The organism is Cutibacterium equinum, assembly GCF_028021195.1.
GTDB lineage: Bacteria > Actinomycetota > Actinomycetes > Propionibacteriales > Propionibacteriaceae > Cutibacterium > Cutibacterium equinum.
The window spans coordinates 1,595,360-1,610,669 of record NZ_CP115668.1; the positions used below are offsets into that span (position 1 = coordinate 1,595,360).

General features: G+C 62.5%; 12 protein-coding genes. 5 read left to right on the forward strand and 7 right to left on the reverse strand.

Annotated elements, in window-relative coordinates:
* Positions 1-176: 176 nt before the first annotated feature.
* Both O6R08_RS07280 and O6R08_RS07285 read right to left on the reverse strand, forming a co-directional pair.
* Positions 177-1,454, reverse strand: coding sequence for a hypothetical protein (locus O6R08_RS07280; protein WP_271419307.1), 1,278 nt, complete (start codon positions 1,452-1,454; stop codon positions 177-179).
* 98 nt (positions 1,455-1,552) lie between these two features.
* Entirely contained in the window at positions 1,553-2,461 is a 909-nt protein-coding gene (locus tag O6R08_RS07285; RefSeq protein ID WP_408640101.1) for an Fpg/Nei family DNA glycosylase, read from the reverse strand.
* Here O6R08_RS07285 and O6R08_RS07290 point away from each other — a divergent pair.
* Entirely contained in the window at positions 2,460-2,699 is a 240-nt protein-coding gene (locus O6R08_RS07290; protein ID WP_271417538.1) for a hypothetical protein, read from the forward strand. The two genes, O6R08_RS07285 and O6R08_RS07290, sit on opposite strands and share 2 nt — an antisense overlap.
* Here the strand turns inward: O6R08_RS07290 and O6R08_RS07295 are convergent.
* Complete coding sequence (locus O6R08_RS07295) at positions 2,688-3,161, reverse strand: ribose-5-phosphate isomerase (protein WP_271417539.1); 474 nt, start codon at positions 3,159-3,161, stop codon at positions 2,688-2,690. The two genes, O6R08_RS07290 and O6R08_RS07295, sit on opposite strands and share 12 nt — an antisense overlap.
* A 71-nt stretch (positions 3,162-3,232) precedes the next feature.
* Between O6R08_RS07295 and O6R08_RS07300 the strand changes: the two genes are divergently transcribed.
* Positions 3,233-4,522 (forward strand): GNAT family N-acetyltransferase, encoded by a 1,290-nt coding sequence (locus O6R08_RS07300; RefSeq protein ID WP_271417540.1) that lies wholly within the window; start codon positions 3,233-3,235, stop codon positions 4,520-4,522.
* Between the two features lie 99 nt (positions 4,523-4,621).
* Here the strand turns inward: O6R08_RS07300 and ligA are convergent, their stop codons facing one another.
* The 3 genes from ligA to O6R08_RS07315 all read right to left on the reverse strand — a co-directional run bounded on the left by ligA (position 4,622) and on the right by O6R08_RS07315 (position 9,240).
* Positions 4,622-6,838 carry an NAD-dependent DNA ligase LigA gene (gene ligA / locus O6R08_RS07305; RefSeq protein ID WP_271417541.1) on the reverse strand — a complete coding sequence of 739 codons (2,217 nt, stop codon included), beginning with the start codon at positions 6,836-6,838 and terminating at the stop codon, positions 4,622-4,624.
* Between the two features lie 110 nt (positions 6,839-6,948).
* The gene (locus tag O6R08_RS07310; protein ID WP_271417542.1) at positions 6,949-8,511 is read right to left on the reverse strand and encodes a histidine-type phosphatase; all 1,563 of its coding nucleotides are present in this window, start codon (positions 8,509-8,511) and stop codon (positions 6,949-6,951) included.
* 126 nt (positions 8,512-8,637) lie between these two features.
* Positions 8,638-9,240 (reverse strand): mycothiol-dependent nitroreductase Rv2466c family protein, encoded by a 603-nt coding sequence (locus tag O6R08_RS07315; RefSeq protein WP_271417543.1) that lies wholly within the window; start codon positions 9,238-9,240, stop codon positions 8,638-8,640.
* A 172-nt stretch (positions 9,241-9,412) separates the two neighbouring features.
* Here O6R08_RS07315 and pepN point away from each other — a divergent pair, with 172 nt between their 5' ends.
* Positions 9,413-12,025: an aminopeptidase N gene (gene pepN, locus O6R08_RS07320; RefSeq protein WP_271417544.1), complete on the forward strand. Its 2,613-nt coding sequence runs from the start codon at positions 9,413-9,415 to the stop codon at positions 12,023-12,025.
* Between the two features lie 86 nt (positions 12,026-12,111).
* On the opposite strand, the gene O6R08_RS07325 is transcribed toward pepN, so the two are convergent.
* Positions 12,112-12,294 carry a hypothetical protein gene (locus tag O6R08_RS07325; protein WP_271417545.1) on the reverse strand — a complete coding sequence of 61 codons (183 nt, stop codon included), beginning with the start codon at positions 12,292-12,294 and terminating at the stop codon, positions 12,112-12,114.
* Between the two features lie 371 nt (positions 12,295-12,665).
* Between O6R08_RS07325 and O6R08_RS07330 the strand changes: the two genes are divergently transcribed.
* A complete protein-coding gene (locus O6R08_RS07330; RefSeq protein ID WP_271419308.1) occupies positions 12,666-13,592 on the forward strand; it encodes an endonuclease domain-containing protein in 927 nt (308 codons plus the stop codon).
* Positions 13,593-13,857: 265 nt separating this feature from the next.
* Positions 13,858-15,306, forward strand: coding sequence for an NADP-dependent phosphogluconate dehydrogenase (gene gndA, locus O6R08_RS07335; protein WP_271417546.1), 1,449 nt, complete (start codon positions 13,858-13,860; stop codon positions 15,304-15,306).
* The last annotated feature ends 4 nt before the right edge of the window (positions 15,307-15,310 follow it).

Sequence of the window (15,310 nt, forward strand, 5' to 3'; positions counted from 1 at the left end):
CGCGTATCAGGTGCAGGGTGGGACGAAGTCACGCCCCAACTGTGCCATGTGCCGCGGACACAACCAGAACCCCACCGGAAGAACACCGACTTTGAGGCCCTGTACACGACACAACCGATATACAAACGAGCTTTCTCGGCGGATTCAGCATTGTGGTAGATGGTGGTTCGGCGACATCACCATGTCAGGAGAGCCAGCTCCTCGTCGTCCAAATGCTCACTGACAAGAAGCCGACGCAGCGTGCGCTGACGCAATTCCCCCACCCGCATCGAGCCGAACGAACTGGTCAATTCTTCTGGCCACACTGTCGTCATGGCATGGGCCAGCGCGGCCCGAAGTCTGGATACTCGGTGACCTTGGGCGTAGAGAGGTCCGCCGGGGATGGCGGGCAGGAAAGCTCCCAGTTCCCACACGGCCTCATCGGCCTCTCGACTGGCGCACCTACCGGTCCAAATGGCCCTCTCGGCACGGACCAGCAGATCCTCCCCCTCCCCCGATGCGGCATTGACCCATACATGTCGCGGTGCCAACTCCGCCAGTTCGGCCGAGGCGATACAGCGAGACATGAAGGTTCCGGGTTCGTCCAATGGCAAATCCCATAACCGTCGCACTCCTTCGCCACGCAGTTCAGGATCACCCATGCGATGACCCAATCGGAAGGCCGCACAGCACGTGAGGAGCCGCCCCACGTGACCCTCGGCAGGGCCGAAAGGTCGCGACAAGACGTTCTCGAGGCCCTCGGCAGCCATCTCCAGGCAGGAAAACGGTGCGACCCTCATGTCAACTGCGCTCATGAGGAGCCACATCTGCGGCCCTGTGACGGTACGTGGGTCATAACCGGACATAATCTCGTCAACTCGAGTGCCCACAGCCGTGGCCAGATCGGGTGACCAACCGATCAACACTCGGGTAGCTCCCCTGGACTCATGAATTACCAGGTCGTGCGCGCCGACCGGCAGCGGGCCGATCATCTCGCTGGTGTGTTCATCCCCATCGACGAGAATGCCCGCATCGGGGGTGTGACACATCAACTCTTCGGGCTGATCGACGATGGTCTGGGCTGGCAACCACGCAGGAAGGCTGCTCAGCGCCTCCTCGATGTCGTCGGCGAGCCGACCGCGCCACACAGCCATCCGGACACTGCCGGGACTTAGGACGATCTCGCTTCCGAGTAGGCTGACTCCCGCGTCCGCCGGGTAAGAATCGCCCATGTCCTGGCGCCAAACCATGAGGGCTGGGTGCCTGTCATGGCCTGTTCTGGTGACGACGAGTCCGTGAGCACCAGCCGCCCACACAGCCGCCGGAAACCCATCCTCGAGGACCCAGATCGGACCGGGGACCGTCACGTCTGCGTTGTCGTCACCGGGAGGCATGGTGATTCCGGCAACGAGTTCGACCTCGTCAGATTGGCGCAGCTCGGCAGACAGCACCGCCCCGCACGGGTGGGTCCACATCCACGAGGAATCGTCAGCGGACTCCTGGCACGACACCAGGGTCCATGGCTGGCCGACGCTGATGCGGCTCATCCTGACCTCCAGACCCGACTCAACCGTCAGTGATGCCGACGTTGGCAACGCGGGCACCAGAACAAGTGACGCCCTCCCCGGGTGACCATCTTCACCGGACTGGTGCACACCAGACACGGTTGGTTTTCCCGTCGGTAGACGTAGACCTCTCCGCCGTGGCGATCAACGCGGGGCGCTCTCCCCATCGCCTCCGGGGTGTGCTCTGGCTCGACGGTGTCAATGCGTCCTGCCTCGACCCCGGCGCGCATGAGCATGACCAGATCATTCCACAACGCCAACCATGTCGAGTGGGAAATCTGTTTACCAGGGGTCGCTGGATCGATCCGATGGCGGAAGAGCACTTCGGCCCGGTAAATGTTGCCGACTCCTGCAACGATCTTCTGATCGAGCAGCAGATCGCTGATCTGGCGGGAGGAGCGTCGCACCTTGTGCCACGCAATGTCGGGGTCTGCACCGTCACGAATGGGGTCAGGCCCTATAGTGGCCGCGATTGCCGCCCATTCATCGTCATTGATGAGTTCGCAGGTCTGGGGGCCGCGCAGGTCCGCGGACGTGACGCCGTCGGTAATGCGCAACCTGACCTGCCCTGCGACCGGAACCAACGGTCCCACCCCGAGCTTCCCAATTAACCCCAGGTGGATGTGGAGCAGGTGATCGGCACGATTGTTGTCGAAATCGACGACGAGGTGCTTTCCCCACGCTTGGGCCGACGTCAGCACCGTCCCGTCGAGCATGGCTGCGGACTCGCCGAAGCGGCCTTGTGGCGAGGTGACCTCGACCGGTTCTCCCGCGAAAGCCGTACTGATGGCGTTGGCAAGACGGTGGATGACGTGGCCTTCGGGCACAGATGGTTGTCCTCTCGAGGTTGATGAGATGACGCGGTCATCGCGCATCGATGAGCACGACGGCCAGGACGTGAGGCAGGATAGTCCCATGAATGCCTCTGGCCACGGCAAAAACCGACGCATCCACGCCCACGGACGTGACCGTGGACCCATTCTCGATGGCGACCGCGCCATGAGGGCGCGCGAACTCACTGAACAATCACAGCCCGTTGCTGAGTCCCAGATGCCCGGGCCAGGCCAGGAATGGCCAACCGTACTGGCGGATCTTCGTCGTCGGGCCACCGCCGGCCCGGCCCACGAAACTGATGGGGACCGCTCAGCCCAGTGAGCCCTTATCCTCCCAGGACGCGAGCTTGTCAATGCGCCGCTGGTGACGCTCCTCGTGGGAGAACTCCGTAGTCAGGAAGGTCTCGACGATCTTCCATGCTTCCTCGTGGGTCTGCATCCTGCCACCCAGGGAGACGATGTTGGCATCATTGTGAGCACGAGCCAGCTCGGCAATCTCGACACTGTAAGCCAGCGCGGCACGAATTCCCTTGACCTTGTTGGCCGCGATCTGCTCGCCGTTTCCCGAACCGCCCAGCACAATGCCCAGGGAACCAGGTTCGGCCACCACGGCCTGGGCGCATGGAATGCAGTAGTCCGGGTAGTCGTCGAGGGAATCATAGGTCGACGCACCATGGTCGACGACCTGGTATCCGGCCTCGGTCAGCTTGCCGACGAGGAACTCCTTGAGCTCAAAGGCCGCATGATCGGTACCAATATGAACGTGTGAAGGCTTGAAGGTCATGGCTCAATCATGGCACCAACCTCCAGCAGGTTGGCCCGTCCGGATGGACCAACTCCGCTAGCGTGGAAGGTATGGCTGAAAGCACCTCCCCCGTTCAGGTCCCTGACCCCTACCGCTTGGAGCTCGTCACCAGCGACGGTTCCCGCACTGAAGCGGTCGACAATGTGCAGCGCGCCGTGGCACTGGGTTTCCACCTGGCACAACCATCTGACGCCGTACTCGAGCACTACGCCACCTATGTCGAAGGTGAACGGTTGTGGACGATCCGACAGCCTGACCCCGATCCGGAATTCCCCGGCCTTCCAGTCGCGACGATGGCGGCATACCCCAGCACCATCAACACCGGACATGGGCATCTTGAACCGACCACCTTCATCACTGACGTCACGGTGCGTTCCAGCCACCGCCGCCGCGGACTGCTTCGCACGCTGATGACGAACGCTCTCAACCGCTCCAAGGAGGAGGGCCTGCCCTTCGCTGCACTGACGGCTACCGAGGGAAGCATCTACGGACGGTTTGGCTACGGCATCTCCACTCGGGCTCAGAATGTCGAGATCGTGGCGGACGGCCGGTTCAAGCTCAACCACGAGCCGAGCGGGACCGTCTCGATGGCCGATCCGCTGGCCATCGATGATCTGCGGCTGGAAGTGTTCTCCGCGTTCCACCAGGCCCATCGAGGTTCCCACAACCGCGAGCCCTGGCATGTCGACTTTGCTTCCGGCCGCTGGGACCCCCAGAAGGACGGTCCGAACCGTCGTATCCGTTCGATCGTCCACCACGATGACGACGGAAAACCTGACGGCGTCGTGTCTTACGAGATCGACAAGGATTTCGGGTCCAAGATCACCGTCGTTGACATGGTGGCGACGACCCCGGACGCCGAGGTGGCTCTGTGGGAGTTCTTGGCCTCCATCGACCTCATCGAGACGATCAAGGCGTGGGGGGTCGATCCTGCCACGCCGCTGCCGTGGGCAGTCGAGGATCCTCGAGTGGTCAAGTTCACCCGTCACAGTGATCTGGGATGGCTGCGCATCCTTGACGTTGACCGGGCAATGGCGGTGCGAGGTTGGGATCACCAGGGTTCGGTGACCTTCCACGTCACCGACTCGATGGGCTACGCCGAGGGCACGTGGCGCATCGACGTAGACGCCCCGGGAGCGCCAGCCACTGTGACTCGCGTCTCCGATTCCACCGATGCCGCCACCCTCGATGTGGCCGCCCTCGGGTCGCTGTACTTTGGCGTGGGACGTGGGTTCTCCCTGGCTGCTGCCCACCGCATCACCGGCACTGACGAGCAGATTGCGGCAGTCGACCGAATGTTCTCCACCGTCGACGTGGCTCACAACATTTCTGAGTTCTGAGTCCTCATCACGCCACTGTGGGCCGGGTGGTCGTACCCGGCCCACAGGTGTTCCACCAGCGGTGTCTTGTCCCGCGTGGTGACCCCGTCAGATCAGGTATCAGGCGACAGTTGGAACTCCCTGCGGGCCGTTGTCGAGCAGGTGCCGGAAACCGGCCTCGTCGAGGATCGGGCGGCCCAACTCACGTGCCTTGGTCTCCTTGGACCCGGCGTTGTCCCCCACGACGACATAGTCCGTCTTCTTCGACACCGATCCAGCAGCCTTGCCCCCTCGGGACACAATGGCCTCCTTGGCCTCGTCGCGGGTAAAGCCTTCCAGACTTCCCGTGACGACCACGGTCAGCCCTTCCAATGTCTGCTCAGGTGTCTCATCGCGATCGTCGGCCATTCGCACCCCAGCCGCAGCCCACCGGTTGACGATGTCCTGGTGCCAGTCGACCTCGAACCATTGGTGCACCGACTCTGCGATGATCTGGCCGACCCCATCGACCCCGGCGAGTTCCTCCAGGGACGCTTCTCGGATGGCCGGGATCGAACCGAAGTGGGTGGCCAAAGCCCTGGCCGCCGTCGGGCCGACGTGGCGAATCGACAGCGCCACCAGCACCCGCCACAGGGGCTGTGACTTGGCCTTGGCCAATTCGTCGAACATCTTCGTGGTCGTGGCGGTCGGGACGGATGGCTTCTTGGATGTTGGCTTCGTGAAGAAGTAGGGCTCGAGCTGCCAGGGACCCAACGTGCCGCGCACCTTGCGACGACGCCACACCTTGACCTCGGCCAAGTCGTCGGGCTGCAGGTCGAACAGACCAGCCTCGCTGCGAAGCACCGGAACCTGAGGGTGGGCAAGCCCCTCGCCAATCTCACCTTCGGCGGGGCGCTGGTTCTCCGGGTCAGTCAGAGCGATGGCGGCCCCCCAGCCGAGTGCCTCGATGTCGAGGGCTCCCCGTGAGGCCAACCCAAAAACACGCTCCCGCAGTTGAGAAGGGCATTCCTTCGCGTTGGGGCAACGAAGATCCTTGTCACCGTCCTTCTCGTAGGCCAGCTCAGCCCCACAACTGGGGCAATGGTCGGGCATGACGAATTCCCGCTCGGAACCGTCACGCAGTTCGACCACCGGCCCCAAGATCTCGGGAATGACGTCGCCGGCCTTGCGCAACACCACGGTGTCTCCGATGAGGACTCCCTTGCGCTTGACCTCGAAGGCATTGTGGAGGGTGGCCATCTCGACGGTCGATCCTGCAACACTCACCGGCTCCATGACCCCGTACGGCGTGACACGGCCGGTCCTTCCGACATTGACACGGATGTCGAGGAGCTTGGTATTGACCTCCTCCGGCGGGTACTTGTAGGCGATGGCCCACCGGGGAGCTCGCGAGGTTGCACCCAGCGCGCGCTGCACGGAGACGTCGTCGAGCTTGACCACCACGCCGTCGATCTGGTGTGAAGCCTCGCTCCGCGAGTGGCCCCAGTGGGTGACGTAGTCATGCACCTGGTCGGCAGTCTCGACAATCTCGAAGTAGGGAGAAACCGGCAAGCCCCATTCGGCAAGCTTGTCGTAGGCATGCCCTTGGCTGGGGAACTCGTGTCCTTCAATGGCGCCAATGCCGTGAACAATCATCGCCAGCGGACGTGAGGCCGTAACTCGGGAATCCTTCTGCCGCAGAGACCCCGCAGCCGCGTTACGAGGATTGGCGAAGGGGTTCTTGCCGGCCTCGACAAGGGCGGCGTTGAGATCGGCGAAATCGGCGACCGGGAAGAAGACTTCGCCTCGTACTTCGAGCACACGTGGGACGTCGTCACCACTCAGCTTGTGCGGAATCGCCTTGATGGTGCGAACGTTCGCAGTGACATCCTCCCCCATGCGACCATCGCCACGAGTGGCCCCCGAGACCAGTTCACCATCGCGGTACACCAGATCGACGGCAAGGCCATCAATCTTGAGCTCGCACAGGAAATTCGGGACTTCTCCGACCGACGCCGCAACCCTGGCCATCCAGTCCGAGAGCTCGTCGCGAGTGAAGACGTTGTCCAGGCTCAGCAGACGTTCCAGATGCTCCACGGGGGCGAAGTCGGTCACCCGTTGCGGGGCCCCGACCCGTTGGGTGGGCGAATCGGGAGTCCTCAACTCCGGGTGATCGTCCTCAAGCGTCGTCAGCTCGATCATGAGCTGGTCGTACTCGGCGTCGGAGATCGTCGGGGCGTCATTGGCGTAATAGGCGTCCTGGGCCTTCAGGATGCGCTGGGTCAGCTCAGTCCAGCGATCGCGCGCCTGGAACCCGCCTGCCTCCAAGTCAGCATCTCGGGTGGGATCGTCAACCATGGTCCCATCCTTGCGCAGTTACCCCTCGGGTGCACTCAGGTATCAGCAGAGCGTCCAACAGGTGTGGCAGCCGCGCACGTTGCACGGCTGCCGGTCACCACCATGGAATTTCAGACTCCGGTAGCAGGAAGCGCCCCGGCAAAATCCCTCGGCTTACTCGGCGTCGCGGTCGGCGCGGAGACGGAAGGAGACGTAGGCGACTCGTCACCGGCGGGCTTGACCAACCAACCACCATCAGCGATTGAGGCGCCGGTGAGGCAGTGCTTGAGCTCGTCGACGGTGTAGAAGAAAGAGTTCGCCGTAATCGGACGGCAGCCACGCCCGAAGGTGGCCTGCTGCTCGTTGAGGAGCATCCGGACGACTTTCTGACCTGACGAGGACTCGAAGACGTCCCACTGCACGTTGGAGGCCAGCGGAGCCACCTTGGAACCCCGCCAGTCGGTGGCCTGCCAGAAGTTGGTCTCCTCGGGGCTGATCTGGGTACGGGAACCGGGAGCTCCGATGAGCGCCTCGAAGGGAATGAGGGTCTCCGCGTGGGCGAACCGCAAGGTTGCCGACCCTTCGGGATGGTCCTTGATCTGCTGGTCGATCTGAGCCAAGAAGTCATCGAGAAGGGGACGGGCATTGCGATAGGCGATGTCCGATCCCTTGAATCCAGGCCCTTTCTCCGCGTAGTCCTCAGCATCCAGGGACATTGCAAAGACATTGGCCTGGTCAATCGTGAAGTACTTGGCGAAGTCAACCTTGGTCTCGGCCGCCATCGAGGGGGCGATGATGTACAGGTTGTACAAGTTGAGGGCTGCATCAACCTCGTTCTTGGCCTTCTTGCCCTCGGGTGTGGTGAAGGTCCACTCTCCGGCCGCCAGGCGGTCGACGAAGTCCTTCGTGTAGATCTTTTCCAGAACCTCGCGGGCAGCCTTGCGAACTTCCGGACGCGAATTCACCGCATCGACGTAATCGGACAGTTCCTTGCTGTCCTTGTACTCCTGGTAGGCCTTGTAGTCCGAGTTCGACTTGTCCTTGTGAAAGTACAACGTCTCGGGATGGGCCTTGATGGCACGTGACATGTGCCCCTTCATGTGCGGGGCAGCATGGAGCAATCCGGTGACGAACTCATACCCGGACTCGGCAGCACGCGGTTCTCCCGAGGACTCCACCACGATCGAGTCGTCGTCGCCGTGGAGAGCCTCGGGCATGCGGTGGGCCAGACGCTCACCCAGATGCCGATGCTGTTGGGCACCCAGCTCGGTGAGGTTGCCATACCCCTTCTCGAGCGTGTTGCCCTCGCTGAGTTCAACTCCGTCAGCCTTCATGCGAGACCACGTGTCCTCGTTCCCGAGATTCTCATTGGCCTCGTGAAGCTTCATGGTTTGGGCGTAAACATCGCGTCCAAGAGGAGTCACAGCTCCCAACTCATCGGCCTTTTCCCAGATCGCCATCGTCAGGGCGTCGTACTTGAAGCTCGACAGGCCACGGGAGCCGTGACGGGCAACGACCTGGGTGTTGACGGGGTGGAACCCGGCGGGCGGAGCCTGCACAGCGCCACCGGAATAGCGGTAAGGGGTCTTCGTCGACATCGAATCGTCGGTGTCAGCGTGAGCGGTTGGCGCACAGGTGACGGCCAGGCATGCGACGGTCACGGCGCCAAGAACGCGCAACGGTGTGGAGGTCATGGTGTACTCCCGAGATCATTGATCATTACTGCCCCACTCTCGCGAATTCGGGTGTCACCCCCACGTACGGCAGGTGACGCCCGATCGACGTTTCAATGACCTCCAAGCGATGGCTCCCGAGATGGATCAATCCAGGATAGGTCCGACGGTGCGGGTCCGCTTCAGCTCGAAGAACCCTGGGTAGGCCGTCACCTTCTCAAACCCGTCGAACAGCTCCCCGGCCTGCTCACCCTTGGGAGCCGGGGAAATCACCGGGCCGAAGAGAGCCATGCCATTGATGTGGAGGACCGGGGTACCGACGTCCTGGCCGACCGGATCCATGCCTTCGTGGTGGGAAGCACGCATGGCCTGATCGAAGTCGCCCTTGTCGGCACGCTCCGCTATGGACTCGTCGTATCCACATTCAGCCAGTGCAGCCTTGACAGTCTCGACACTGCGCTCCTCCTTACCAAGGTGGTAGCGGGTTCCCAAGGCGGTGTAGAAGTCGCGGACGGCCTCCTGCCCATGCACCTCGACGACGCCGGTGGCGGCTCGGGCGCCGATCCACGCCTTCTCCATCTCGGCGCGGTAGTCGTCGGGCAGATCACGTCCCTCGTTGAGGACGGCCAGACTCATGACGTGGAAGACGGTGTGGACGTCACGGACCTTCTCCACCTCGAGCATCCAGCGGGACGTCATCCATGCCCACGGACAAGCCGGATCGAACCAAAAATCAACTGTTGTGGTCATGTCACCAGCCAACCGCACGCGCGCACGCAGGCAAAGACCGATGCCGTCATTGTTCGCCTAGGGCGCAGTAATGGCACCACCTACCCTTCTCACTTGACGAGACAGCGAAAGGCAAGAACCAATAGAATTTCGTGCAAATCGTTGGGTAGATTTGTATGCCCTCAACTAACGCATGTTCCACGGAGGCATGATGAGTTCGGTCAACATCACTCGTGAGGAGGCGCAGCAGCGCTCCCAGGTCATCGCGGCGCACAGCTCCAAGGTGCTCGTCGATCTTTCTGGACGTGACCCGAACGGCGATCCGCTCGCCGAGCCGACCGAAACCTTCGTCTCCTCGTCGACCATCGAGTTTTCGTCGGCCGGCGGGCCGAGCCATCTCGACCTCATCGCTGACGGTGTCTATGCCGCAGATCTCGACGGCACCCCGCTAGACCCGGCCGCATTCTCGAACAATCGTTTCCCGTTCACCACGGAATCGGGGATTCACAAGATCACGGTCACGGCACTGTGCCGCTACTCCCATTCAGGTGAAGGACTGCACCGTTTCGTTGACCCAGCCGACGGCAAAGTTTATCTCTACACTCAGTTTGAGATTGCCGATGCCAGGCGCATGTACGCCAATTTCGAGCAGCCTGATCAAAAGATGACATTCGAGCTGCAGGTCATCGCCCCGACTGGCTGGACGGTCGTGTCGAACTCGCCCACCCCAGACCCCACAGAAGGCCCGTGGGAGGGGATGTCGCGGTGGTCCTTTGAACCCACTCTTCCCATTTCGACATATCTGACGGCCCTTGTTGCCGGAGAATACCACGTTGACCACGGAACCATTCACGCATTGTCTGGCGACATGGACGCCGATATCCTGTGCCGTCAGTCGATGAAGGAATACCTCGACGCCGACCGGATCCGCACCACCACCCAGCGTGGATTTGACGTTTACGAATCCGAATTCGGCTACCCGTACCCATTCGGCAAGTACACCCAGTCCTTCGTGCCGGAATTCAACGCCGGAGCCATGGAGAACGCTGCCTGCGTCACTCACCGTGACGACCTACTGTTCCGCTCCCGGGTCACCGCGGCGGCCTATGAGGGCCGCGACAACACCATTCTTCACGAGCTGGCTCACATGTGGTTTGGCGATCTCGTGACCATGAAGTGGTGGGACGACCTGTGGCTCAACGAGTCCTTCGCCGAGTGGGCATCGCATCACTGCCAGGAGAAGATCGTCGAGACTCACGGCGGCATTGACCCGTGGGTATCCTTCGCCAACCAGCGCAAGACGTGGGGTTACACCCAGGATCAGCTGCCGACCACTCACCCGATCGCCGCTGACATGGTCGACCTCGACACCGTCGAGCAGAACTTCGACGGCATCACCTACGCCAAGGGCGCCTCGACCCTCAAGCAGCTGGTGGCGTTCGTCGGGGAGGCCGAGTTCTTGGCCGGCGTGCGCGCGTACTTCGCCCAGAACGCCTTCTCAAACACCGAGCTCAAGGATCTCCTCCATCAGCTCCAGGTGGCGTCGGGACGCGATCTATCGTCCTTCACCGAGCAGTGGCTGAGCACCCCTGGGGTCAACACCGTCCGTCCGGATTACGACGTCGACGAGAACGGAAACTTCACCCGTTTCGACATCGTCCAGACGGCCATCGACACGTACCCGACCCTGAGGACTCATCGTCTGGGCATCGGGATCTACACGCTGACCGACGGCAAGCTCGAGCGAACCGAACGCCTCGACGTTGACATTCATGGCGAGCGCACCCCGATTGCCGCCCTTGTCGGTCATTCCCGCGGTGATCTGGTCCTGCTCAATGACGGTGACCTGACCTACGCGAAGGTTCGCCTCGACGATCACTCGATGGCCACTCTCATCGAGCACATCGGCGGCCTGTCCGATCCGTTGGCCCGCGCGCTGTGCTGGAGCTCGGCTTGGGACATGTGCCGCGACGCCGAGATGAAGGCCCAGGACTACGTCACCCTGGTGGGCAAGGGGCTTCCCACCGAGGCCGACCTGACGGCCGTCACCTCCCTCATTCGCCAGGCCACCACCGCCGCGATCTCCTACACCGCACCCGAGGCCCGTCAGGGTGTCCGTGATCGTCTCACCGCGATCTTGGCGAGTGGCCTTCGTGACGCCGAGCCCGGTTCGGACCACCAAGTTGCCTATGCCAACGGTCTGGCTGCTGCGGCCACAAAGGATGCCGCCGATCTCCTCACGGGGTGGCTCAACGGGGAGGAGGTGCCTGATGGCCTCGACATCGATCAGGGAATGCGTTGGCGTCTCCTCATTGCACTGGCCGGTCTGGGGCGAGTCGGCGAGCCGGAGATCACTGCCGAACTGCAGCGTGACAACACCATCTCCGGATCCGAGCAGGCAACCGGTGCTCGCGCAGCGATGCCGACAGCTGAGGCGAAGCAGGCTGCTTGGCAGCGCGCCACCACCGATGATTCGGTGCCCAACGAGACCTACCGTCAGCTCGTCAGCCAGTTCATTCAGCCTGATCAGGCCGACGTGCTGTCCCAATACGTCGAGCCCTACCTTGAGCTGTGCTCGTCCATCGACTCCCGCGAGGGTCAGTGGGCCAAGGCCGGTCACGCCCAGGTTCAGAACGCCCTCGTGTGGCTCTTCCCGAGCACCGAGGTCATCGACGCAGCTTGGCTCGACGCGCTGGATGCCTGGATGTCGCAGAACAATCCGGGCAGCACTGTGCGACGCGTTCTCTGGGAGCGCGCCGACAATGCTCGCCGCGCCCTGCGTTGTCAAGAGGCCAGTCGTCGCTGACCCCTGAGACATGATTGTGGCCCCGAACCGTGTGGTTCGGGGCCACTGTCGTCTTGGCGATCAGGGTTTACGCTGTGCGACGAGGATCAGTCGGAATCCTTGCTGGCGTGACTCTTCGCAAAATGGATTCCCCAGCCGACAAGGATGAACAGGACAGCCGTGGCGATCGGCCACACGACACACAGCATGAGCAGGTGCACAGAGCTGTAGTCGGCTTCGGGCCAGCCGGGCAGGGTTTTCATGGGCACGAGGGCCAGCGCATCGATCATGGCCTCAGCGTAGCCTCTTGACGCCCTTTGTGGATCGAGCTTGACAGGCTTCACGGGAACTTGGGGTGGCAGACACGGACATACGGACGCTCTTCGACCGCTCTGGAGCCGTGGAGGAATCTTGTTTCCTTGGTTACCACACGAAGTGAGAACGACCCGGCCCCGTGATCCCTCTGACCGTCGTGGGGGATGGACATCCTCAGTGGCGATGCCGTGACTTACCGTCCGCTCGGATTACAGGTCTGTCTTCCGTGAGGTTATCCACAGCCTGCTCGGCGATGCTCTCGACGTTGTCCACAGATCCGAAATTGGCTGACGGATTCCATGGTGTCACGACGATAACTGTTGACGTGAATGAACTTGAACTTGATATGAGAGACAACGGCGGTGTCGTGCGGATCCATCGCTTCAGCCGGACTCGCGGGCAAGCTGACCGCGCTGTGAAAGCCGGACGCGCCACACGTCTGCTACCCGGGATCGTCGCGGATGCTGGTCGGTCTGACGATCCCCGGGTCAAGATGCAGGCGATACACATGTGGCACCGCGACGCGGTCATCATCGGCAAGGCGGCCCTCGTCGCGCAGGGAATGATACCGCCGGGGAGCAGGACGAGAGATTTCAGCGTAGTCCACGAGGTGGAGGCGTTTTCTCGGACTCGAGGCCTCGTGCGAGAGGGAATTCGTGTACACCGATGGCGAGTTCCGCGCCGGTACGTCACCCAGTATCGCGATGTCCCCATGGCGATTCCCGAGGCATCCGTCCTCCTCCTGGCTGTCAGAGGAGAGTGGGAGTGGGTCTGTGAAGCGCTACGGCAAAAGCTCGTCACCCCGCGTTCCTGTCGGGTAGCTCGTTCCTGCCTGTCTTGGAAGTTTGACCGCCATCGCATCTCAGCGGCGTTGGCCGACATTTCCTTCAACCCGTGGTCAGTACCGGAGCTGTGGTTGTCCCGGGCGCTCCGCGCGGTCGGGTTCACCGGGTGGCACGCCAACAGGAAGGTCAGCACAGCCGAAGGGGTGTTCACCCTTGACCAAGCATTCGATGCCGAAAGGGTCGGGGTCGAGGTCGACGGCCGCTGCGTGCACGGCACACCCCAAGGTTACGAAGCGACCATGCTTCGCTCGGCGAGTTTGGACCGCCATGGCTGGCGGATGCTGCACATCACTCCAACGATGCTGCGGCAACGGCCGCGATTCGTGCTGGAGTGGCTGTCTCAGCGGATCCACAAGCGGCATCGACCCAAGTTCATGATGTCAGACCAGGAGCTTTTGCGGATCATGTTTGGTCTGGCTCCAGCCTGATCCTTGCCCCGCCACCTTCATCGAATCTCCCCGACGAGCATCAGCGGGCCTTCGTCACAGTGCCCACCGCCGCTGTGTCTCTGGACGCATGGTGTCATCAGCCCTGGGTTCGGCTCGGCCTGATGTGGCGATCCCGGAAACACCGCAGGGTTGCGCTGCGAAAACCTCCTCAATCACCGTGACCTCACAGCATCTCCACTTCCCCTTACCTGCATCGCATGGAAATGCCTGGAAAGATGGAGGTGAGACATCTAGGAGGAATCGCATGAGTGACACTGCACCGCAGACGGCCGAGGTTGGCGTCATCGGGATGGCCGTGATGGGGTCCAACTTGGCTCGCGGCATGGCCCACAAGGGCTTCCGGGTCGCCATTTACAACCGCACGGCATCACGCACCGACGAGGTCATGGCCGAGCACGGCACCGAGGGTATTTTCCTGCCATTCCACGATCTGGGTGACTTCGTGGCAAGTCTCGAGCGCCCGCGCCGCATCGTCATGATGGTCAAGGCCGGTCGCGGCACGGATGCCGTCATCAAGGAGATCATTCCCCTGCTGCAGCCCGGTGACGTTCTCGTCGACGGCGGCAACGCCTACTTCGGCGATACCCGACGTCGTGAGGAAGAGACCCGCCCGACCGGCATCCACTACGTCGGTACCGGCATTTCTGGTGGCGAGGTCGGCGCATTGGAAGGGCCGTCGATCATGCCAGGTGGCTCCAAGGAATCGTATGCGGCCATCGGCCCGATCCTGGAGAAGATCTCGGCACACGTCGATGGGGAGCCGTGCTGTGCGTGGATGGGCACCGACGGTGCTGGACACTTCGTCAAGATGGTTCACAACGGTATCGAGTACGCCGACATGCAGTTCATCGGAGAAGCCCACGCCCTGTTGCGCGCCGCCGGTCTGACGAACGCTGAGGCCGCCGACGTCTTCGAGTCGTGGAACCATGGTGATCTCGACTCCTACCTGGTCGATATCACCTCCCGGGTGCTGCGAGCGAAGGATCCTCGCAATCCCGCCACTGACCTCCTCGACGTCATTCGCGACGAGGCAGGGATGAAGGGAACGGGCACCTGGACCGTCCAGACGGCTCTTGAGCTCGGAGTTGACGTTTCCACCATCGGTGAGGCTGTCTTCGCCCGCTCGGTCTCCAGCTCCCTGCCACTGCGCGAGGCCGGCCAGCAAGCCCTCGAGGGGCCGGACCGCGCCATCTCGGTCGATGACCGTCAGGCCTTCATTGACGACGTTCGTGACGCGTTGTGGTCGGCCAAGGTCATCGCTTACGCCCAGGGGCTCGACGAGATCCGCACCGCGGCAGCCGAGTACAACTGGCAGGTCGACATGGGCCAGGTGGCCTCCATCTGGCGCGATGGCTGCATCATCCGAGCCCGCCTCCTCCAGCGCATCAAGGACGAATACGCCGCCGGAGACCTCACCAGTCTTCTGGAGGCACCTTCGGTCAAGGCTGAGCTCGCTCGCTGCCAGCAGGGCTGGCGTCGCGTCGTCGCCCGGGCAGTCGAGGCCGGAGTCCCCGTCCCGGGATTCTCCTCAGCCTTGGGCTACTACGACCAGGTGCGCGCCCCACGGCTCAACGCTGCTCTCACCCAGGGCCTGCGGGACCTCTTCGGCGCGCACACCTACCGCCGTGTCGACGACGAGGGTTCCTGGCATGTCAACTGGTCCGGCGACGGTCGCGAGGTTCGCGCCGACTGATCTT

Bases quoted from the DNA above. Each gene is read 5' to 3' on its own strand.
- O6R08_RS07280 (WP_271419307.1), bottom strand. From the start codon at position 1,454: ATGTGGACCCACCCGTGCGGGGCGGTGCTGTCTGCCGAGCTGCGCCAA.
- O6R08_RS07290 (WP_271417538.1), top strand. From the start codon at position 2,460: ATGAATGCCTCTGGCCACGGCAAAAACCGACGCATCCACGCCCACGGA.
- O6R08_RS07285 (WP_408640101.1), bottom strand. From the start codon at position 2,461: ATGGGACTATCCTGCCTCACGTCCTGGCCGTCGTGCTCATCGATGCGC.
- O6R08_RS07295 (WP_271417539.1), bottom strand. From the start codon at position 3,161: ATGACCTTCAAGCCTTCACACGTTCATATTGGTACCGATCATGCGGCC.
- O6R08_RS07300 (WP_271417540.1), top strand. From the start codon at position 3,233: ATGGCTGAAAGCACCTCCCCCGTTCAGGTCCCTGACCCCTACCGCTTG.
- ligA (WP_271417541.1), bottom strand. From the start codon at position 6,838: ATGGTTGACGATCCCACCCGAGATGCTGACTTGGAGGCAGGCGGGTTC.
- O6R08_RS07310 (WP_271417542.1), bottom strand. From the start codon at position 8,511: ATGACCTCCACACCGTTGCGCGTTCTTGGCGCCGTGACCGTCGCATGC.
- O6R08_RS07315 (WP_271417543.1), bottom strand. From the start codon at position 9,240: ATGACCACAACAGTTGATTTTTGGTTCGATCCGGCTTGTCCGTGGGCA.
- pepN (WP_271417544.1), top strand. From the start codon at position 9,413: ATGTTCCACGGAGGCATGATGAGTTCGGTCAACATCACTCGTGAGGAG.
- O6R08_RS07325 (WP_271417545.1), bottom strand. From the start codon at position 12,294: ATGATCGATGCGCTGGCCCTCGTGCCCATGAAAACCCTGCCCGGCTGG.
- O6R08_RS07330 (WP_271419308.1), top strand. From the start codon at position 12,666: ATGAGAGACAACGGCGGTGTCGTGCGGATCCATCGCTTCAGCCGGACT.
- gndA (WP_271417546.1), top strand. From the start codon at position 13,858: ATGAGTGACACTGCACCGCAGACGGCCGAGGTTGGCGTCATCGGGATG.